The organism is Desulfomonilaceae bacterium (assembly GCA_041662605.1).
Taxonomy (GTDB): domain Bacteria; phylum Desulfobacterota; class Desulfomonilia; order Desulfomonilales; family Desulfomonilaceae; genus CAJBEZ01.
This window is the reverse complement of the sequence record JBAZSD010000019.1, coordinates 59,635-81,746: the sequence shown is the minus strand read 5'-3', so window position 1 is coordinate 81,746 and position 22,112 is coordinate 59,635. Positions and strand designations below refer to the sequence as shown.

Sequence of the window (22,112 nt, the reverse complement as noted above, 5' to 3'; positions counted from 1 at the left end):
TTCGGACTCAAACCATCAGAGGTACCAAGACCAATGACCTAAGTTTTGCAGGACAAGCAAAAGTAGTGCCCCAGACAAAAACCAACATGCTGATATCTCAGTGTTTTAGCAGAAAAAGTGTCAAAGTCGGGAGTCAAGTCGGTCTTTTTTACGGGTGTCTAAATGTATGATTGGAACTATTCTCTTGGACTGTAGAAGGACTGTTCCGCCGGAAAGAACCCTCGATAAGTTCAGCCCAGTCGCCTTTGCCCGATTCAGGTGGGGCTGCGATGTGGGGATACTTTTTGATCTCGTTCTTTCGCCCTAGGCCAAAAAACAGGCTTATTTCTCTGGTAATCGGAGTGTCCCTAAAATCCACGATTCTTAGAAACCTGCCTAAGTTTAAATCCCACCAACTGCTATTTACTGGAATTATTTCCGGAACTTTCCAATGAGTGCCTTTGTCCATGTCCCAAGAATATTCCGCAAACGGCCAAAATTTATACCTTGTGTATACCAGCAGCCCTTTTCTGTATCGCTTCTGAATGGCGCTCATGAAGAAGAATCGTCTCTCTACGACCACTTCATCAGTCGCCAGGGATATATAATCATCAGTGCTGGAAGATGAACTTCCGGTTCTCCTGTCTTTTTTTGAAGAGTAAAAGAGAAAACTGAACTCATCTACTCCGCCTCCGTACCCATAGCTGAAGAAGGGTCTGAAAGAATATCTTTGGTGTCCTGAGGCATAGTGTTTGTAATAAGTAAAAAAAGGCCACAAAAGATCCAGACTGTAATCGTAGTTAGTTTCATGACTGACATACAAAGGGAAGGGGAGCGCCTTTAGAGAAGTCCATTGCTCCTGCCCCATATATTTGTCCGTAATTTGGAAAAAAGGCCAAAGTAAAAAAAAGTTGTTGTAATCACTGCGGATGTGGTCTTTTCCAAATAAAGGCCAAACTTTGAGAGTGGATCGATAATTGTCATGCGCATACGTGATGAACGGCCACATAATTCTGTAGGTTTTCGCTCCGTCATCCTCACTCTCGTAATATAGAGGAAACATGACAAATTTGTTGCGGTCTACCCCAAACCTTCGAAAGCTGTAGCCATAAAATGGGAAAAACCCCCAATAATCCTGGCCCATATCTGAGCGGCCTTTGAACATAGTCCCAAATCTTGTGTAATAATCAAATGGCGGTAATTTGGACCAACGGCTTTCGAACAATGGGATTATTTTGATTTTTTTGTTGAAATTAGATTCTTCCTTGAACGCTAATGGATACAGAATGTCCAGCCTTTCAAAAAGTCCCGGGATTTTGGATCTCAAAAAAAAAGGAGGGAAACCCCAAGTTTCACCTATGCGCCATATTCTCCTATCAGCCGTAGGATCCATGGAACGAATCGTGAGATCAGGATCAACGGCAAAAAATGAGCCAGGTTTACTTGGCTTTATGAAATCGTAAATCGAACAGCTAGCTTCAATTTGCCCAAAGAGGATGAGAACCGAAATGACAAAGGGAATTGCGCTCCGGGCCAATAAATTGGGGCAAAACTTGCTTGTAGGCCGGATGGTTAATTTTCCAAACGCTGAGGCGAGAGAAAACACCTGTGCGATTAGGTTGGATCCTGTTTGTTCGACATTGAGTATTCTTGCGGGAGAAAAGCCCATACCGGGCTCCTTATCTGAAGATGGACCCTAGAATTATCGCCAGTGTGCTGACCGGAGTTACTTCAGAAATATCTTCCGCTGTCTTGTTCATGTTTCGGATTGCCCGACGAGCTTCGAAATACATCTCTGGATCGTTGATCAAGCGACCCACCGTGCCGGGCCCATTTTGAATCCGATTGGATATTCCTTTGGCATCACGGACCAGGGATTGAGCGTCCCGATACAATGATTCGTCTGTGACTAACTTTCCGAGTGTGCCCCGACCGGAGCGAACGTCCTTGGTTAATGAATCAAGGTCACTAGCAAGCCTATCAAATTTAGAACTGGTTTTGTCCATTCCTTGAGAAAATGACTCGAAGTTGTTGACCGTGTGATTAACCTTGTTCTTGTTCAGAGAAACAATTTCATTGATTCCTTTTGTAGCTGAGTCAGTGTTGTCTATAGTTTGATTTATCTTTTCCTTGTTCTTGGAAAGTAGATTTCTGGCGTCTTTCATCAACACGTCGGTATTATCAACAATCTGATCAATTTTCTGAGAGCCTTTTTCGTCAACGAACTGCTTTTTGGCAACCGAGGTCAGAGCTTGAAGATCTTGGGAAACGACAGCCAGGCTTTCGAACATTTTCTGGGTGTCCATCGGCTCAAAAACAGACTTGATTTCTTGTCCCGGTTTAAGTTTTCTGGCGTTTGGTCTCCCAGGTTCTATCACCAGATATTTATCGCCTAGTAAGCCTTTGGTTTTCACTAACAGTCTTGATCCCTCAGGGATCATGTTTTTGTAGGCGTCGTTGATTAGCAGTGACACCGTAGCTTTTCCCGACTCTGGATCGAATGTGATGTCCTTAACCTGACCGACCTTAATACCTGCGATCTGTACCTGGCTGCCTTGAGTCAAGCCTTCAACAGATCTGAAGGCGGCTTTAAGGGTGAACCCCTCCCGGAAACTGTAGTCCAGCACTCTGAACCACACGTAGGCAAGGATAGCGATTCCTATCAGGAAGAAGAGGCCGATCCTTGCTTGAATGGGAAACCTGTTCATGACCTGCTATGCCTTTCTTAATCGATCTCTATCGGACCGTCAGGAGAACCCTTCAGGAACTGTTGAACCACCGGATCAGAACTGGTCATAAAAGATTCGGGCGGACCTTGCGCTACAATTCTCCCAGTGTGAAGCATCATTATGTCGTCTGAAATGGCCATGACTCCGGAGATGTCATGACTGACCAGAAAGTAGGTTGTTTTTCCCTCAATGTGAGTATTCTCAATCAATCTATAGATCGCTGCCCTGGTAATAGGATCTAGACCACTGGTAGGCTCATCGAAAAAAACAAGCTCAGGATCGAGCGCTAATGCTCTAGCGAGCCCTACCCGTTTTCGCATGCCCCCCGATAGTTCCGACGGGAATTTGTCGCCGTGCCGTCTTAGCCCCACGACTTCGAGTTTATTCGCGACAACGTCAAGAATTTTCTCATCGGTAAGGCTAGTGTGTTCTCTCAGGGGGAAAGCCACATTATCTGTTACTGACATAGAGTCAAAAAGAGCGCCGTCTTGAAACAGAACTCCGAACTGCCGCCGAATTTTGTTGATCTGCGATGTGGGCATTCCAATGATGTCCGATCCGTTGATCAGAATATGTCCCGAATCTGGGGGATCCAGACCTATCATGTGTCTCAACAACAAGGACTTACCCGATCCGGACCTTCCTATGAGCGTGGTAATAGATCCCTTTTTGACTTCGAAACTTACGCCGCGAAGGACCTCCTGATCTCCAAATCTTTTCTGAATATTATCGAGTTCAATCATGTCAACCCGCGCGTATAACAACCCGACCGTCAAAACATTATTGTTGTCATCACGTAATCTGAGAACAGAATTAGTACAGATGATAGCACAACCGACTTGGTTGTGGCTACCCCGACCCCTCTGGCCCCTCCAGAGGCGTTAAAGCCCTTAAAACAAGCTACAAGAGACAAGATAAGCCCAAAGACCAGCGCCTTTATCAACCCGTGGGCCACGTCTGAAGCGGCGAGATAATCTTTTATCCCGGACATGAAGGCGCCGGGGTCAATATTTAAATATCGGGTTGATATAAAATAGGCTCCGACCATTCCGGAAAAGCCAAAGGTAGCCGACAGGAACGGCATCGAAATAGTTGTCGCTAAAATCCGTGGGGATACAAGATACTGAACAGGCGCTACGGCCATACTTGCCAAGGCGTCTATCTGCTGGGAATTTTTCATGCTGCCGAGTTCCGATGTCATGGCCGACCCTACTCTACCGACGATCATTAGGGCGGTAAGGACGGGGCCCAACTCTCTCGCCAACGCCAGAGCGGTCGTCGCTCCAACAAGTGATTCGGCCCCATAACGATTCATGCCGTTATATCCCTGTAGGGCGCTGACCATACCGGTAAAAGCTCCAGTTATTATTATGAGCAAAACGGACTGTGCGCCGACAAAATCCAGTTGCCTCAACACTTCGTGAATACGAAAAGGAGGCCTCACCATCCAATATACTGACGACCCGAAAAGCTGTACGATACCTCCGAGTTCAACCAGCCAGTCTTGAATGGTTTCGATTAAGGCGCTTATGGAAGCTTTTAGAAAGTCCTCAGATTTCATAATTATATTACAACTTGTTTGTTAGGTTGTAGTAATAGGTTCGTGCTTATTCTAATATATTTTATTAATAAAAGTCAATATAGTAATGAAAATAAAAGGTTTTACAGTATAAGTGTTTCTAATTCCACTACGCTTGCTCCTCCTGTTGCTATTGGAGTCTTTAATTACTAAAAACACATTGCGACCCTATACGCCGCGGTGATATTGTTACCCTCCTCAAAAAGGGATATTGAAACAATCAAACTTTTCAGATGAGGCTTTCACATGACTGGGGCAGATTTCGTTCATTTACATCTTCACACTCAGTACTCTTTGCTGGATGGGGCGATCCGAATTCCGGACCTGATCGCACGCGCAAAAGAGAACAGAATGTCCGCTGTAGCTATCACAGACCATGGAAACCTGTTTGGAGCTATGGATTTCTATAGCTCTGTCCAGGCAAGCGGCTTGAAGCCTATTATAGGATGCGAAGTCTACGTGGCTCCGGGAAGCAGGTTCGAAAAGTCCTCAAGAAATGGAGAGCAGAAATCCTATCACCTGATTTTGCTTTGCGAGAACGAAAAAGGTTATCGAAACCTATGTAAACTGGTGACGGCAGGCTATTTCGAAGGGTTCTATTATAAACCTCGCATTGATAAGGAACTGCTGGAAAAACATAGTGAAGGGTTGGTTTGTCTAAGCGGTTGTCTCTCTAGTGAGCTGGCAGATCTGGCCTTAGCGGGAGATGAAAAGAAACTGGTTCACACAGTTTCCTGGTTCCGCGATGTGTTTTCTAATGAACGCTATTATCTTGAGTTACAAGAAAATGGACTTGAAGAACAAAAGCGCGTGAATCAAACCTTAATCGATCTGTCAAGGAAGCTCGATGTTAAACTCGTAGCGACAAACGACTGCCATTATCTTGATCAGTCGGATCATCGGGCTCACGAGATACTGCTCTGCGTTCAAACCGGTAAACTTCTTGAAGACTCATCGAGAATGAGTTTTGACTCGGACCAGTTTTTCTTCAAGTCTCCCGAGCGCATGGCGACTGATTTTAGAGAGGTTCCAGAGGCTGTAAAGAATACTAAGGTGATAGCCGAACGGTGCTCATTGCTCCTGGAATTCGGGCAGGTTCATATGCCCAGATTTGATCTGGGAACAGGCGAGACTTTGCGTGAGCGGTTCGCAAGCGACGCGCGCAACGGTCTCAAAATCAGAATTGACAAGGCGTTGTCCTCGGGTAACTTGGCCGAAACTGAGAAGGAGAAATATTCGGAACGTCTTGAATATGAGATCAATCTAATTCAAGAGATGGGATTTTCAGGATATTTTCTCATAGTAGCTGATTTTATTAATTTCGCCCGAAAGAATGACATTCCCGTAGGGCCAGGTCGGGGATCCGCTGCCGGGTCTCTCGCTGCTTATTCTCTTGGAATCACGGATATTGATCCTATAAGGTACAAGCTTCTTTTTGAAAGGTTTCTCAACCCGGAACGTAAGAGCATGCCCGATATAGACGTTGATTTCTGCACTGACGGTCGGGAAAAAGTGATCGATTACGTTTCTAACAAATACGGCAGGGATCGAGTAGCTCAAATAATTACTTTCGGTAGGATGCAGGCCAAAGCCGTAGTGAGAGATGTGGCGAGAGTTCTTGGTTTTCCTTATGCTGAGGCTGATCAGATTGCAAAACTGATCCCTGACGCTCTGAAGATGACTCTTGAAAAGGCGCTCAAGGAGGAGCCTCGATTAGCCCAAATGGTAGAAAAGTCGGAGATGGTGAGGGACCTTATCAAGACTGCCAGATCTCTCGAGGGGCTCTCAAGGCACGCATCTACCCACGCCGCCGGGATAGTGATATCCGATAGGCCTCTTGTCGAAAGATTACCTCTGTACAAGGGAAATAAGGACGAAACGCTAACCCAGTTTGACATGACATGGATTGAGAAAATAGGATTGGTCAAATTCGATTTTCTAGGGCTCAAGACTTTATCCGTAATTGATAGAACTTTACGGTTGATAGAGAAATCCAAGGGAAGCAAGCTTGATATATCTTCCATCCCCCTTAATGATCCAACCACCTTTGAGCGCCTTTCCAAAGGGGAGACGCTTGGGGTGTTCCAACTCGAATCGTCAGGGATGAGAGATGTTCTTAACAAATTCAAACCAACCGTATTTGAAGACCTCATAGCGATTCTTGCCTTATACAGGCCAGGCCCACTTGAGTCCGGCATGGTTGATGACTTTATCAACCGAAAGCATGGCAGGATTCCCATCGAGTACCCGTTGCCGGAGTTGGAGCCGATACTGAAAGAAACGTATGGAGTAATCGTATATCAGGAGCAGGTAATGAGTATCGCCACCGCTCTTGCGAATTACACACTGGGTGAAGCTGATCTTTTACGAAGAGCCATGGGGAAAAAGAAGGTTCAGGAAATGGCAGAACAGAAAAGCCGTTTCGAAAAGGGGGCCTCGAAAAACAAAATTGATCCTGAAAAAGCGGCGCATATATTTGACCTGATGGAGAAATTCGCCGGTTATGGTTTTAACAAGTCTCACTCTGCCGCATACGCTATGGTCACCTATCAGACAGCTTATCTCAAAACCCACTATCCGGCTGAGTTTATGGCTGCTCAGTTAAGTCTGGAATCGGGAAACTCCGACAAGATAACAGTCTATCTACAAGAATGCCGGGACATGGGAATACAAATTCTCCCACCCCACGTCAATGAATCATTCGAAGATTTCCTCGTGACAGAAGGTCGCATAGTTTTCGGTTTAAGCGCCGTTAAGAATGTGGGTGAGTCGGCAGTCAGTTCCATAATTGAAACACGGAACCAAGCGATTTTCTGCAGCCTGCAGGATTTTGCCAGACGAGTGGATCTGCGCAAGGTCAACAAAAAGGTCATCGACAGTCTGGTAAAATGTGGGGCTTTCGACGGTCTTGGACCATGCAGGCGGGCTATGTTCGAGGCATTGGATTCCATTTTGGACCAAGCCTCTGGATTTCAGAAAGAGAGGATCGAGGGACAGTTTAACCTATTCGCCACCGACTGTTCACCCGGTGAATTTGGGAATCTCACTGATGCGCCTATTGCCAATTGTCCCGAATGGGATGAAATGACTCGGCTGGGATTTGAGAAGGATCTCATGGGATTTTATCTGAGTGGTCATCCACTACTCAATTATGAGGAACTGACGAAGAAATTTACGAACTCCACTATTCCCAAACTCCCCGGGTTCTCAAGTGGCGCTGCTGTTCGTCTAGCGGGGCTTGTGAAAAAAGTCAAAGAAATCAACACTCGTAAGGGCGACAGAATGGCGTTTGTAACCATCGAAGATTTGGAAGGAACGGTAGAAGGAACTATTTTTTCAGATGTATATTCAACCAGTAGAGATCTGATCAACTCAGGAGAACCGTTAATATTCGCAGGGACTCGTGACGGAGATGCGGACGCGCCCAAGATGCTGGTCAATGAGATTCACGTCCTCAAGGACGCTCCCAGATATTTTAGCAAAGAGGTTCAGATAAGAATCTCGGCACTTGGCGCTGATCCCATTCAAATACAGCAATTGAAAAAAACCCTGGGAAAATACAAAGGTAGGATCCCCGTTAAACTACATATCGTGATCCCCAATCGCACTGAAACAATAATCAACTTGACGTCGATTACCTGCGATCCTTCAGACGCGTTCATTGCCGAAGCGCTAGACGTGTTTGGATATCAGCCTGTTACTTATGTTTGACATATTTATCCATCACTTTCTTTGTGCCTGGATATTCAGCTTGATGTTTCTGCCCTTACTAATCAAGAACCTGAAAGAGAGAAGGCTAATTTGAGCGATTCCTCTTCGTTACCCGTAGAAAAAATACATGAAACCACTCTGAGAGAAGAAGTCGAAAAGCGCTATCTGGCTTATGCTTTGTCGACAATAGTTTCTCGGGCATTACCTGATGTGCGCGATGGTCTCAAGCCCGTCCACAGAAGAATTCTCTACGCAATGCATGGGATGAAGTTGAGCGACGCAGCGAAAATGCGGAAGTCCGCTGCGATAGTAGGTGAAGTTATAGGAAAGTATCATCCCCACGGGGATCAGGCGGCTTACGACGCCCTAGTTAGAATGGCTCAGGATTTTAGTCTTAGATACCCGCTTATCGACGGCTCCGGAAATTTCGGATCGATTGACGGAGATTCTCCGGCTGCCATGCGATACACCGAAACCAGGTTGAGCCGATTCTCAGGTTTGCTTCTCAAAGACATTGATGAAGGGACGACGGATTTCAGACCTACCTATGACGGGATTGGCGAAGAACCGGATGTATTGCCGTCGGCTGTTCCCAACCTTCTGTTGAACGGCTCCTCGGGGATTGCCGTAGGAATGAGTTGCTCATTTCCCCCACACAATTTACTGGAAGTGGTTAACGCGTGCAGGTCTGCCATAAAATATCCGGATATTAGTGTGAAAACACTGATGGAGCATATCAAGGGACCTGATTTCCCCACATACGGGCAAATTCTTGAGTCCCCGGAGCGATTGACTGAGATTTACGAATCGGGCCATGGATCCATACGTCTGAGGGGAACCTACGAAATCGAAAAACCGGGTAGAGGAAAGACGTCACTGATTATTACTTCTATCCCTTATTCCGTGAACAAGGCCAAGCTAGTAGAACGAATAGCGATCCTGATTCGTGAAAAACGCCTGAAGAACGTGTATGACGTCAGAGATGAAAGCGCTGGAGATGTCAGAGTCGTCCTTGAAATAAGGGGCTCCGATATAACACCCGAATCAATCGCAGCGTTCCTTTATCGCCATACGGAACTTCAGGTCAACTTCCCGATGAATTTCATTGCTATCAATCCACAGGGAGCGCCCGACCGGTTTTCCTTGGACAAAATAATTCGTCATTTTCTTGAATTCAGATATTCAAAGACTGTTCGCAGGCTCGATTATGTACTGGCCAATCTTAGAAAGAGAATTCACCTGCTTGAAGGATTTGAGATTCTCTTTGACGATCTTGATAGGGCCATTGAAATTATCCGGTCATCTCGAAACCGATCGGAAGCCGCGTCTGGTCTGAGATCCAATTTCCCTCTTGACGAGGAGCAGATTGACGCAATCCTGGAAATGCGACTTTACAAACTGGTAGGAATCGAAATCGGTAGAGTCCTTGATGAACTAGCGGCCAAGAGGAAACAGGCCCGGGACATTGAAAAGGATCTGTCCAGCCCCGCCCGTATATGGAAAATTATCGATAAGGAACTGGAGGAAGTAGCCTCAAAAGGGTCCGACGCGAGGCGAACTCAGATTGTACCGGAATCGGAAGCCGTTGCCCTCGATTACGATATCCAGACGTTTGCTGATCACGAAGACGCCACCGTGATTCTGTCGAAACAGGGGTGGATTAGAAGAATAAAATCAGAAGTTGAAAACGTTTCTAATCTGAAATTTCGAGAGGGTGACTCTCTCCTGGACGTTGTCAGAAGTAATACGGCGCGAACCGTGACAATATTTACTAACAGGGGCAAGGTCTACACGGTGCGGTGTTCAGATATTCACGCATCAGGAGGATTCGGAGAGCCTCTTGGATCTATTCTTCGTCTGGATGATGGAGAAGTAGCCGTGGCCTTGATCACAGCCGATACAACAGTAGAAGAAATTGCCGAACAAATTGAAAATGGGATCGAGGGGGATTCTTTAGGACAGGAAGTTTTTCCTATTGATCAGCCATCGCTGTTTGTTGAGAAGAGTTCAGAGGAACTGTCGACTTCTTCCGCGTCTTTGTTGAAGCCTGCAATGGGCATGATGATCACCAAGAAGGCGAAGGGATTCAGATTTGCGCTGGATTCTTTGAGGGAACCTACGAAACGGATGGGGCGAAAGATTGTCAACCTTGAAGCGGGCGACGAAGTTATTGCTGTCAGAGTCACTGATTCAGAATATGTTTTGGTAGCGGAATCAGAAGGGCATGTCTTAATGTTCAGGTTGGATAAGACGCCTGTCATGTCCGGGCCGGCCAGGGGGGTAATCTTAATGAAAATCCGGGACCATGCTGAAGTAATCGGAATGGAACCTTTAGAGAAAGATTGCGCAGTGCGTTTCTTTTATGACGAGGAAGATTGGAAAGTTGTTTCAGTGGGAGAAATTCAGTTGTCATCCAGGGGTGGACGCGGTAAGAAGCTTTTCCCCAGGATCCTGAGAATTGAGCGTGAGATTTGAAAGGCAAGAACAAGTCTATGGGCGATTCATACACCGTAAACGATATCCAGGTTCTGAAAGGACTGGAGGCTGTTAGAAGACGCCCCGGTATGTACATTGGGAACACAGGTCCGGAGGGGCTCCATCAACTTGTCTGGGAAGTAGTCGATAATAGCGTTGATGAAGCCCTCAACGGCCATTGCAATGAAATTGACGTAATGATCGAACAGGATGGAAGCGTCACTGTTGAAGATCGGGGGAGGGGAATACCCGTAGAAGTCCACCCGTCAACAGGAAGGAATACTATAGAGACCATTTTCTGCAATCTGCACGCGGGCGGAAAATTTGACGACGACACCTACAAGGTCGCTGGAGGACTGCATGGTGTTGGAGCGTCGGTCGTGAACGCTCTTAGCTCCAGAATGGTCGTGTGGGTTAGACGCAACGGTTTTCTGCATGTTCAGGAATTTCAGAGCGGCAAGCCGGTCACTGCCTTGATCAAGAAAAAACCAAAACGTGGCACCGGCACAAAGATAAACTTTCTTCCGGACCCTGAGATATTCGGGGAGCTACACTTTTCGAGGGAAATAATAAAGGAACGTCTGGAAATTAAGTCATTTCTTATTGCGGGCTTGAAAATCAACTTTGAGGACAGGAGCGATGGCTCTTCCTGGACATTTTATCATCCCGAAGGAGTAAGGGATTTTCTTAACAAAATAATCGATGGGCACGAGCCAGTGGGAGCGCAACCTTTTTATCTCCACTACCAGAATGATATTCGTTTCGAGGTGGCGCTTGCCTGGACATCTGAGACATCATCCAAAATACTCTCTTTTGTCAATTCGATTCCTACCCCTGCTGGTGGAACCCACGAGAACGCGTTTCGCAATGCCGTCACCCGGGTAATTCGATCTTACCTAGAAAAAAAGAACGGCCTTCCCAAGGGGGTAAAGGGCGTTTCAGGTGAAGATGTCAAGGAAGGAATTGCCGCAATTCTCTCTGTTTATCTGCATGGAAATCTGGAGTTTCAGGGGCAGACGAAGGACAAATTAAACAGCCCTGAGGCCCAGCACATTGAACCTGCCTTCAAGGCGGCGTTCGAAACGTGGCTGCACCAGAATCCGTCGCAGGCCACCGCCATTACTTCAAGGGTGACACTAGCGGCTCAGGCGCGTGTGGCGTCAAGGGCGGCCAGGGACGAAGTAGCTCGTAAAGGCGTTACTTCCAGACTGACTCTCCCGGGAAAACTTGCCGATTGTTCACTCAATTCAAGGGATAGGACGGAGTTGTTTATAGTGGAGGGCGATAGCGCCGGTGGGTCTTCCAAGCAGGCCAGGGACAGAAAGTTCCAGGCTATTTTGCCTATTAGAGGCAAAATTTTAAACGTGGAGCAGGCGTCCCTGGAAAGGCTGCGAAATAATAGAGAAATAAGCAATCTGATTCAAAGTGTGGGGACAGGAATCGGCAAAAACTTTGACTATTCAAAACTCAGATACGGCAAAATTATCATCAACACTGACGCTGATGTAGATGGCCATCACATTTCAACCCTGTTGTTGGCGTTTTTCTATCGTTTTCTCCCTGAACTGGTCGAGCGGGGGCACCTTTACCTTGCCATGCCTCCACTATACAGGATCAGAATCGGGTCTGGAAAGAACAGTCAGGTCAAATATGTCTTCAGTGACGCCGAAAAGGAAGCTCTTTTAAAGCGTAGAAACGGAAAGGACGCGGAAATACAGAGGTTCAAGGGCTTGGGAGAGATGGACGCTCCAACGCTGAAGTCAACGACCATGGATCCCGCGACAAGAAGCATATTGAAAATAACAGTTGATGATGAAGTTCAGACCCACATTGTTTTCGATACCCTGATGGGTAAGGATGTGCGAAAGAGGTTCATATTCATTAAGGAAAGATCTCAACAAGTCAGTGAACTTGACATTTGATCAACGCATTGACGATGTTTGAATGTTATAAGTGAGATTATAATGACTTCTAAGCAGCGCCTCGATGGAATTTCCACCGGGGCGCTGACTCTTTTAATGTGAGGAAGATTTGGTCTTTTTCAATTCTTCGACAGCGGCTGTTATGAGCCGTTTGACAGGGTCGTAGGATTCACTGCTCAAAGCCTGTTCCAAAACTGGTGTAACTTTCGCGGGGGCTGACTCGCCCAGAGCCTTCAGCGCATTTATGGCTGCGACCCTGGTTCTATAATCCTTATCTTTAAGCGCTTTTTCAAGACCTACCATAACTGTTGTAGAAGGCGATTTAATAGCCCCCAGTGTCGATATGGCGGCAACTTTGACCCGCATGTCCGGATCTTCCAGCAATTTCAGTATCTCAGGTGCCACCTTGTCGGCGTTTGGCCCAAGCCCACGGATAATCCCTAACGCAAGTAGACGGTTTTCAACATCCTTGTCCTTAAGTTCCCCCGAAATGACATCCAGAAAAGCGGGAGCTTTCGAGCGAAAACGCATCAGCGCAATTAGGGCCTCTCTCCTGTCAAGAGGATTGTTCTCTTTGAGGGCCTTCAAACAAACGGGAACGGCAAAATCTCCCGAATCGTCGATTGCGCTGACGGCGTCCAGTATGTCTGATTTGGTGTCCGGATCAGACTTGTCATACATTTCTACAATCTTCGGTAAGGCAGACACTGAAACCTTTTTCAATTTTTTCAACGCAGGCAGCGCATGTACCGCTGCAACCGGGGTTTTGGCGCCGAGGGCCTCGATGAGAAGAGGAACAACCGTGTCAGGCTTCTGCTCACCAATCATGAACAACGCTTTGCTTGCTCCTTTGGCTGTTGATTCGTTAGAGCTTCCTAATGCTTTAGCCAGTGAAGGCGCATCATCTTCCCGCCATTTTCCGAGGAGCGCCATAGCGATCAAAGCGTTCTCAGCCGTTTTTGCATCGGGATCGTTTAAGTATTTCTTGATCAATTCCTCAATGGATGCGTCCTTGTCCCCTACACGGCCAAGAGCTAAGACAGCGGCTCTTCTCGGGCCTAAGTCCGAATCATTCAAAGTCGAAATCAGCGCTTTCTTTACGTCATCACTATGGTTGGGAAAGAAGCCCAGAGCTTCAGCAGCGGCGCTTCGCACTTTAGGTTCAGGATCTTTCAAAGCTTCGATGAGAGGCGGAACCGCCCTCGCTGGTTTGTTTCAGGAACAGCCTAGGTCGAACGCCGCTTTGGCCTTCACTTCAGGATCATCACTCTTCAGATTCTTTATGTGTTGATCAGTCGAATCAGCCAGTGTAGTCTGAGAACCCAGCACGCACAGAAACAAAAAAATCGCGAGAACAGAACAAAAAATTCTCATTTCTTCGGTTTTCCTTTACTCAACACTTCATGTTTCTTTTTCTCTAGATAGTCTCGATCAATTTTCAGAAATCCCTTTTTGCCAAAAAGAGCGAATCTTAACCACTGAGCTGCAAAATACAGCATGGTAACATCGTCTTCTCTAATCTTCTCTGCGATATCATCGTCGACCTTGAATTTTTGAAGGAAGCTGGAACTGAAAACAAATTCTCTGAATCGGTCAACATCGTAAAGACTCATAAGAATCATGTCTTGCATCCTGGCGTCGGCGATTTTTTCTTCCCACAATTCGTCCGCATGCATCACGTCTTTTAAATTGTGGTCTATATCATCGTAGTCTAGGAGGGCCTGATCTCGGCGCCACTCTTCAACTGTAATCTCATTAGGTTCCTTCAGACCATGACAGGTGTCTTCGCTAACAATGAACGAATATTCAACTCCCTGTTCGGTATCCAGGGGATAGAGACGACATGAGTATGGACGGCTTTCATAAACTCCACATCCGGCTTCAGTAACAAAAGGACACTGCTTTTTATCATCCTGATTCATCTTCAGGATTACCGCCGGGAGACCACTTTTTTGTGACAACACTCTGTGCGTATAAGTTTCAAGAAAATCCGTGGAAGATATATTAAGGGCTTTACGAAGCCTGATTACATCCAAGGGGTCCAGGAAAATGGTGACATCCTTGCAGCATGAATTAAAGCAATCTATTCCGGGATGACATTTAAAGCAAAAGGAATCATCCCATGTCATGAATTTGTCTTGATCTTTAAGAACTCCAGCTTTGAATTTCATCTAAAATCCTTTCGAGATTTTCAATTACGAGGTTTTGGTTTGAACCCTCTGAATGTTGCCTAGAGCCTGCTGGTTATGGGGGTCAAGGTCTAGAGTCTTACGCCAGCATTCAACAGCTTTTCCCAAGTCGCCCAGCATTTCATAAGCCACGCCTTTTTGATGATAGGCGCCTATGTAATTCTCCCTGAAGGAGATTGCTCTATCAAAACAATTCAGGGCTCGTGAGAAGTCACGTTTTACCAAGAGATAAATCTGTCCCATATTGTAATAGGCCGTAACGTAATCGGGGTCCAGTTCGACAGTTTTTTCAAAACAGTCTAGAGCCGCCTGGTCTTTTTTTAGAAAAGTATAAGCTACACCCAGATTGTAAAATACCGCTGAGTTTTCCGGGTCCAGCACAGAGACCTTCTCAAGCCTCGCTGCGGCCATTTCGTAATCTTCGTCTTCAAAATCAGAGAATGCCCTTTGAAGCTGAGCTTGCGCAAGAAATGAAGAAGGAGGCTTTTCCCCCGAAGAGATCGCCGACAATTCGTCCAGTATTTTCTGAACGGCTTCTTTTTCCTGAGGTGTTTTCAACATCCGAAAAACTTCTTCGAAAGATTCCTTGGCCTTTTCGATTCGGCTGGCGCATGCACGTGAGACCCCCAGTCTGTAGAGAATTTGTGTTTTATTTATTTCCTTCTCGACAGCTAAGGCCTTCTCGTAATATTCCGCCGCCCGCAGGTAATCTTCAAGTCCGTCGTAGCAAGCTGCTACAGCCTGAAGGATTCCAGAATTGTGGGGATCCTCTTCCAGGCATTCTTTGAAATTGTCAATCGCATCATCCCATTTCTTTTCAGACATAGCCTTAAAGGCCTGGACCGCTTCTTGTTGTAAACTATTTTCAGGGATTTCGTTCTCTTTGTTTGACTGTTTTGGTAAACTTGGCAAGCAACAATTCTTAAATTTCTTCCCGCTTCCACAAGGGCAGGGGGCATTCCTTCGGGCAGTCGCCATGCGGGAATCTCCTTTCTATTTGGCGAATCACAAAATATTTATATTAATATATAATCTCGCTCCTCTCAAGCAAAATAAGCGACCGTTTTTTGCGGACTTTTACAAATTTATCATCCAAAAATTCTCTTGACAAAGCGAATAGGATTTGATTCAATCGGACATTCATTATTGCTTAGGTCATCCAAGGCCTAGCAGGATATCCAAATTTAGTATTGCAGCGCTAATCAGATCCACGTCGAGTTGAAATGGTCAAACTTTTTCTCGGAAGTTCCACACAGATCCGATTTTCCTCAGAGACTGAACATAATCCGGTGGCCGTTGGTACCGATGTTCGGGGTTCGGCCGTTCTCATGAACGGAGGGTAAAGAGGGGTCTCGGGGATACAGCGCCTTTTACTTGGGAAGTGATCTTCCAGGAATGGATGACTACCTTGAGAAAGGAGGAGCCTGTCTATTCGTTTGAGTCGAAATTTTTCACATTAAACTTTAGTGTACGATCAGAGAAAGATTTATCACGCCAGGAGGATAATTCATGCCAAGTTTTGTAATTATGGAAAAATGTGATGGGTGCAAGGGGCAGGATAAAACCGCTTGTATGTACATCTGCCCGAATGATTTGATGGTTCTTAACAAAGAGACAATGAAAGCATGGAACCGCGCGCCTGAAATGTGCTGGGAATGCTACAATTGCGTTAAGATTTGCCCCCAGCAGGCGATAGACGTCCGTGGTTATGCGGACTTTGTCCCCATGGGCGCTTCATGCGTACCCCTGAGAGGTTCGGAAGACATTATGTGGACTGTTAAGTTCCGTAATGGTCAGCTCAAAAGGTTTAAGTTCCCTATCCGCACGACTGCTGAAGGTACGGCTGTTCCTGATGGCGGTTTTGGCGAGGTTACAACTGATCTGGCTAGCCAGTGCCTGTACAACGAGCCGGCTGCTCTGAAGCTAGCTGCCCTACCCACTGTAAAGAAGTAATTCCTTAGGAGGAAGCTAATAATGGCCAATTTTGAAAATGTAGAAGTAACCACTGACATTCTGCTTTGTGGTGGTGGTATGGCGGCCTGCGGAGCCGCTGTTGAAGCTGCGTATTGGGCGGCGAAAAATAATTTGAAGGTAACTTTGGTTGATAAAGCTGCTATGGACCGATCCGGCGCTGTTGCTATGGGTCTTTCCGCTATCAACCAGTATGTTGATATCAACAGTGGCAATAACACTGTAGAAGACTATGTTCGTTACGTCCGTAACGATCTCATGGGTATTGCCCGTGAAGACCTCGTTTATGATATCGCCCGCCACGTTGATTCATCCGTCCATTTGTTCGAAAAATGGGGCCTCCCCATTTGGTTGGATGCGGACGGGAAGTATGTTCATGAAGGCCGCTGGCAGCTCATGATCAACGGCGAATCATACAAGGTGATCGTCGCCGAGGCCGCGAAGAACGCTTTGGTCAAGTATGGTCACGAGTATTTTGAGCGTGTTTTTATCACAACACCGCTTATGGATGGCGATAGAGTCGCCGGCGCAGTTGGTTTTAGCACACGTGAGGACAAATTCTATATATTCAAGGCCAAAGCAGTCCTAGCCGCAATGGGTGGCGCTGTTCACGTCTTCAAACCGAGAAGCACCGGTGAAGGTCTTGGTCGAGCCTGGTATCCGCCTTGGAACTCCGGATCAAGCCTTTACTTTACATTGATCGCCGGCGCTGAGCAGACCTGCCAGGAAGTGCGTTTCATCCCTGTTCGTTTTAAAGATGGATACGGACCTGTTGGGGCCTGGTTCCTACTGTTCAAGTCCAGGGCGACCAATGCTTTCGGTGGTGAGTACATGGTCGAGCGTAAGGACGAACTCTCAAAATGGGGCGAATACGGAAAAGTGAAGCCGATCCCGGCCAACCTCCGTAACTACCTTGGTATGCTCGATGAGTTTGAAGGCAAGGGCCCAATCTACATGAGAACGGAAGAGGCTATTCAAAAGATAGCTAACGCCCTTAAGGATGACCCGAAGGCCTACAAGAAGAAAATGAAGGAACTCGAAGCCGAAGCTTGGGAAGACTTCCTGGATATGACAATCTCCCAGGCCATTCTTTGGGCCGGAACCAACGTTCAGCCAGAAGAGAAAGCTTCTGAGATTGCAGCGGCTGAGCCGTACTTCATTGGTTCCCACTCCGGCGCTTCCGGCGCATGGGTTAGCGGTCCTAAGGACTTGGCTCCAAAAGAGTACTTCTGGGGCTATGAGTATATGTCCACAGTAAAGGGTCTATTCTGCGCAGGTGACGCGACTGGAGCCTCCAGCCACAAGTTCTCCTCAGGCTCGCACGCTGAGGGACGCGCGGCCGGTAAGTCCATGGTGCGTTTCGTAGTGGATAACAACACCCAGCCGAAGGTAGACGCGGCGAATGTTGAAGCTCTGAAGAAAGAGATCCTGAAACCCATGGATCTGTTTGTTGAATTCGGGGCCAAGTCAAGTGATCCCAACATCAACCCAGAGTTCATGAAACCGAAAATGTTCATGTTCCGCCTTCAGAAAATCATGGACGAATACGCCGCAGGCGTAACTTCAGGTTTCAAAACCAACAAGGCCAAACTCGATAGAGCGCTGGAACTGTTGAACTGGTTGAAGGAAGATTCAGCGAAGTTGGCGGCCGAGGATCTGCATGAACTCATGCGCTGCCATGAGAACATTCAGAGAATGTATCAGGCGGAAGTTCATGTCCGCACTATCCTGTTCCGTGAAGAGACCCGTTGGCCGGGCTACTACTTCCGCAATGATTTCCCTGCTATCGACGAAGCCAATTGGAAGGTCTTCGTCAACGCTACATACAAAAACGGCGCATGGGAAATGAAGAAAGTACCCGTCATCTCCATCGTCAACTAACCTCTTAACTTATCAAAGAAATTCCGGGGGTGGTTTTCCGCCTCCGGAATCCCTCTAACGCAAGAGGAAGCAGACTGAGGGAGCCAAGGCTCCCTCATAAACTTTTTATTGGGAGGAAGCATGGCTGGAGACAAGACCGTTTTGGTCGTAGGGGGCGGTATAAGTGGAATCACGGCTGCGGTGGAAGCCGCGGAGGCGGGTTGTAAGGTGATCCTGGTTGAAAGACTGCCCTATCTCGGGGGTCGAGTAGCCCGGATGAACAAGTACTTTCCGAAGCTTTGTCCTCCCACGTGCGGCCTAGAGATCAATTTCAAGAGAATCAAGAAAAACCCGGACATTACCGTTTACACACTTGCTAGCGTTGAAAGTGTCAGTGGGGGCAAAGGCGCTTACACTGCCACTGTCAAGATCATGCCGAGATATGTCGAAGATCGATCCGGAACCTCGAAATGTGTCGAGGATTGCCCAGTTGATATTCCCAACGAATTTAATTATGGGATGGACTTGACCAAGGCGGTTCGCTTACCTTACGAGATGGCCTATCCCATGCATTTGGTGGCGGATGTCGAAGCATTGAAGAAAATTAGAGGATCCGCTGATTTTAACAGTTTTGTTGAATCCTTGGAAGCCAAAGGGATGAAATTGGATCTGGAAGCGCAGCCGGAAACCATAAAGGTTGAGGCTTCGTCAATTGTCTGGGCGACCGGCTGGGTTCCTTACGACGCTACGAAACTTGACAAGCTTGGATTCGGAAAATATCCAAATGTAATCACGAATGTGATGATGGAACGCCTCGCGGCTATGAACGGCCCGACGTGCGGCGAAATTGTCAGGCCGTCCGATGGGAAGAAGGTTTACAATTTGGCTTTTGTGCAATGCGCAGGGTCGAGAGACGAAAACCATCTGCCGTACTGCTCGTCGATTTGTTGCCTGGCATCTTTGAAACAGGCCACATATCTGAGAGATTATAATCCGGACGCAGAGGCTCACATCTTTTATATAGACCTAAGGGCTTACGGACGTTTTGAATTCTTTTTCGACAGAGTTCGTAATGACGAAAAGATTCATCTGACCAAAGGCAAGATAGTCAACATATATGAAGATCCTGTTACCAGAGATGTGATTGTCGAAGGTGAAGACATAGTTTCAGGGTCCAGAATCCGACGAACATTCGATATGGTGGTTCTTGCCACTGGCATGCAACCGACTACTAGCCTGGAAAAGGTTCCCGCTTCTGGGGTGGAATACGACGAATACGGCTTCCTCGTTTCGGATGTGGGAATTCACGCTGCAGGAGTTTCAAAAAGACCTATGGATGTAGGAACTTGTCTGCAAGATTCGACCGGGGCAGCCCTGAAAGCGCTTCAGGATACGGTGGGGAGGTAAGTCCATGGACCACAAAATTGGAGTATATATCGACACTGGTTATGGGATCGGCGAAGCCTTGGACATAGAAGCCCTATCCTCCGTCGCCACTTCTGAATTCAAAGCCACTGTATGTAGGGCGGATTCCTATTGGAGCGATCCTGAAAAACTCGCGATCATCCGGAACGATATCGCCACAGAAGGACTGACCGCTGTTATTATTGCAGGGCCGTCCTCAAGGGTTTTTCAAAAAGAATTTACCTTCGAAAACATCATTACTGAGCGGATAAACTTAAGAGAACATGTAGTCTGGTGTCACCCTGCGAATGATGAAGATACACAGATGCTTGCCGAAGATTACATGCGAATGGGGATAACTAAAACCAGTAAATATGAAGACAGGCCTTCTTTTACTGAACCTCAGGAAAAGAGCGTTTTGGTAATAGGTGGAGGCATAACGGGTCTTACAGCCTCTTTGGGAGCAGCAAATGCGGGCTACCAAGTGTATCTTGTTGAAAAGGAGCCAAAGCTCGGAGGATGGCTCAACAAATTTTCAAAGGTATTTACTGGGAGGCCTCCTTATGACCAGCTAGTTGACTCGCCGGCCCCGGAGAAAATTAAGGCCGTCGAGAGTAACGACAAGATTAAGGTCTTCCTTGGATCGAGAGTTTTTAGCATCTCCGGCGCTCCTGGTATGTTTGATGTGATAATAAGACCAGATGGGCCATGGATTGAAGAACTGGATGCGACCCAGAACCGATGGCTTGCTGAAAAAAAGGCCAGGGAAAGCAAAGGGACCGAAGAGCCAGAACCCGCCCAAACATCGCAGGAAGAGGCCGCCAAACTTCCTCCGGTTCCTGAGACCTTGGACTTTGATCATCAACAAGTGGCTGTGGGCTCAGTTGTTCTAGCGGCAGGATGGCGGCCTCAGGAACCGTCAGGATTGGAAAAATTTGGTTATGGCGCCTATCCGGATGTCATCACCAACATTCAGATGGAAGAACTGGCGGCAAGAGGAAAACTGGTCAGACCTTCAGACGGCAAACAAGTCAACACGATCGCATTTGTGGAAATGGTTGACGCTCAGATTGAGCATCCGTGGTTGTATAATTCGGCGGTCGGCTCATTGGTAGCCCTTAAACAGGCCCACTATCTCAGAAAGTCGAATCCAAACGGCAAGGCTTACATTTTCTATGAAAACATGAGGGCTCCCGGGCAGTACGAGAAATTCTATCGATCCCTGCAGGATGATCCTGGAGTTTTCATGTCCAAGGGGACACCCGTAGCGGTAACCAATGGCGGCTCATCATTGACTGTTGAACTCAAGGATACCCTCCTTGGAGAAACCCTTAAAGTAAAGGCGGACCTGGTTGTGCTTTCGACTGGTATGGTACCAGTAACCAAGGACTCGGCTGTATTGAACCTGAAATATCGTCAAGGCCCGTTCCTACCGGAAAATCCATATGGATTCAACGATTCTCATTTCATATGCTTTCCTTATGAAACCCAGAGGACAGGTATTTATACGGCCGGCTGCGTAAAAGGTCCGCAGGACATCCTGAGTTGTGAGACAGACGCTATGGGAGCCGCTTTGAAGGCTATTCAATGCGCCGAATTGGTTTCTCAAGGAAAAGCTGTTCATCCTAGGGCGGGTGATGAATCATTCCCGCAGATCTTTACTCAAAGATGCACCCAATGCAAGCGCTGCACAGAGGAGTGCCCATTCGGAGCTTACGACGAGAAACCGGATGGCACGCCATTGCCGAATCCTTCAAGATGTAGGCGTTGCGCTATATGTATGGGGTCATGTCCTGAGCGAATCATCTCATTTAGAGATCATTCAGTGGACATGATTGGCTCGATGGTAAAATCAATCGACGTTCCGGACGAATATGCTGAGAAACCCAGGGTACTCGTGTTTATTTGCGAAAATGACGCTTTGCCGGCCATAGACATGGCGGGCATCAATCGGCTTACGTACAGTTCGTATGTTCGTTTCATCCCGTTGCGGTGCCTGGGGAACATCAACATGGTATGGATTGCGGACGCGCTTTCCAAAGGAATCGACGGGATTATGCTTATTGGCTGCAAATATGGCGACGACTACCAGTGTCACTTTGTTAAAGGGAGTGAACTGGCCGAGTATCGAATGAGTAAAATCAGCGAAACGTTGCAAAGATTGGTTCTAGAATCAGATAGGATCCGGGTGCATCAGCTTGCTATTGATGAGTACTCGACAGTGCCGAAGCTGATTGATGATTTTATGGAAACACTCTCTGGATTTGACCCCAATCCATACAAAGGCTTCTAA

At 47.0% G+C, this 22,112-nt stretch carries 15 protein-coding genes and 1 pseudogene; 7 read left to right on the top strand and 9 right to left on the bottom strand.

All coding sequences use genetic code 11. The features are described 5' to 3' along the window. Positions 1–148: 148 nt before the first annotated feature. From WC647_14425 to WC647_14410, 4 genes are read right to left on the bottom strand one after another with little or no spacing between them, the layout of a single operon-like run. Positions 149–1,648 carry a hypothetical protein gene (locus WC647_14425; protein ID MFA6223502.1) on the bottom strand — a complete coding sequence of 500 codons (1,500 nt, stop codon included), beginning with the start codon at positions 1,646–1,648 and terminating at the stop codon, positions 149–151. Positions 1,649–1,658: 10 nt separating this feature from the next. Next, positions 1,659–2,687, bottom strand: coding sequence for an MlaD family protein (locus WC647_14420; GenBank protein MFA6223501.1), 1,029 nt, complete (start codon positions 2,685–2,687; stop codon positions 1,659–1,661). A gap of 17 nt (positions 2,688–2,704) precedes the next feature. Further along, positions 2,705–3,451 carry an ABC transporter ATP-binding protein gene (locus WC647_14415; protein ID MFA6223500.1) on the bottom strand — a complete coding sequence of 249 codons (747 nt, stop codon included), beginning with the start codon at positions 3,449–3,451 and terminating at the stop codon, positions 2,705–2,707. Between the two features lie 29 nt (positions 3,452–3,480). After that, positions 3,481–4,269 (bottom strand): ABC transporter permease, encoded by a 789-nt coding sequence (locus WC647_14410; GenBank protein ID MFA6223499.1) that lies wholly within the window; start codon positions 4,267–4,269, stop codon positions 3,481–3,483. Positions 4,270–4,533: 264 nt separating this feature from the next. Between WC647_14410 and dnaE the strand changes: the two genes are divergently transcribed. The 3 genes from dnaE (at position 4,534) to WC647_14395 (ending at position 12,395) form a co-directional block, all read left to right on the top strand. Then, complete coding sequence (gene dnaE / locus WC647_14405; protein ID MFA6223498.1) at positions 4,534–7,998, top strand: DNA polymerase III subunit alpha; 3,465 nt, start codon at positions 4,534–4,536, stop codon at positions 7,996–7,998. Positions 7,999–8,088: 90 nt separating this feature from the next. Further along, positions 8,089–10,473 (top strand): DNA topoisomerase (ATP-hydrolyzing), encoded by a 2,385-nt coding sequence (locus WC647_14400; GenBank protein ID MFA6223497.1) that lies wholly within the window; start codon positions 8,089–8,091, stop codon positions 10,471–10,473. Next, positions 10,470–12,395, top strand: coding sequence for a DNA gyrase subunit B (locus tag WC647_14395; protein MFA6223496.1), 1,926 nt, complete (start codon positions 10,470–10,472; stop codon positions 12,393–12,395). Before WC647_14400 ends, WC647_14395 begins: the two co-directional genes overlap by 4 nt. Positions 12,396–12,488: 93 nt before the next feature. Here the strand turns inward: WC647_14395 and WC647_14390 are convergent, their stop codons facing one another. The 5 genes and pseudogenes from WC647_14390 to WC647_14370 all read right to left on the bottom strand — a co-directional run bounded on the left by WC647_14390 (position 12,489) and on the right by WC647_14370 (position 15,562). Beyond that, positions 12,489–12,926, bottom strand: coding sequence for a HEAT repeat domain-containing protein (locus WC647_14390; GenBank protein ID MFA6223495.1), 438 nt, complete (start codon positions 12,924–12,926; stop codon positions 12,489–12,491). A 324-nt stretch (positions 12,927–13,250) separates the two neighbouring features. Then, positions 13,251–13,592, bottom strand: a pseudogene (locus WC647_14385) (HEAT repeat domain-containing protein). An 18-nt stretch (positions 13,593–13,610) separates the two neighbouring features. Beyond that, entirely contained in the window at positions 13,611–13,769 is a 159-nt protein-coding gene (locus WC647_14380) for a hypothetical protein (protein MFA6223494.1), read from the bottom strand. Beyond that, complete coding sequence (locus WC647_14375) at positions 13,766–14,566, bottom strand: YkgJ family cysteine cluster protein (GenBank protein ID MFA6223493.1); 801 nt, start codon at positions 14,564–14,566, stop codon at positions 13,766–13,768. Before WC647_14375 ends, WC647_14380 begins: the two co-directional genes overlap by 4 nt. 24 nt (positions 14,567–14,590) lie before the next feature. Continuing rightward, entirely contained in the window at positions 14,591–15,562 is a 972-nt protein-coding gene (locus tag WC647_14370; GenBank protein ID MFA6223492.1) for a tetratricopeptide repeat protein, read from the bottom strand. A 531-nt stretch (positions 15,563–16,093) separates the two neighbouring features. Here WC647_14370 and aprB point away from each other — a divergent pair. The 4 genes from aprB to WC647_14350 all read left to right on the top strand — a co-directional run bounded on the left by aprB (position 16,094) and on the right by WC647_14350 (position 22,112). Next, positions 16,094–16,537, top strand: a complete 444-nt coding sequence (aprB, locus tag WC647_14365; protein MFA6223491.1) for an adenylyl-sulfate reductase subunit beta — start codon at positions 16,094–16,096, stop codon at positions 16,535–16,537. A 21-nt stretch (positions 16,538–16,558) separates the two neighbouring features. Beyond that, on the top strand, positions 16,559–18,436 hold the full coding sequence (gene aprA, locus WC647_14360) for an adenylyl-sulfate reductase subunit alpha (GenBank protein MFA6223490.1): 1,878 nt from the start codon (positions 16,559–16,561) through the stop codon (positions 18,434–18,436). Positions 18,437–18,556: 120 nt separating this feature from the next. Beyond that, positions 18,557–19,822, top strand: coding sequence for an FAD-dependent oxidoreductase (locus tag WC647_14355; protein MFA6223489.1), 1,266 nt, complete (start codon positions 18,557–18,559; stop codon positions 19,820–19,822). A 4-nt stretch (positions 19,823–19,826) separates the two neighbouring features. Next, entirely contained in the window at positions 19,827–22,112 is a 2,286-nt protein-coding gene (locus WC647_14350) for a hydrogenase iron-sulfur subunit (protein ID MFA6223488.1), read from the top strand.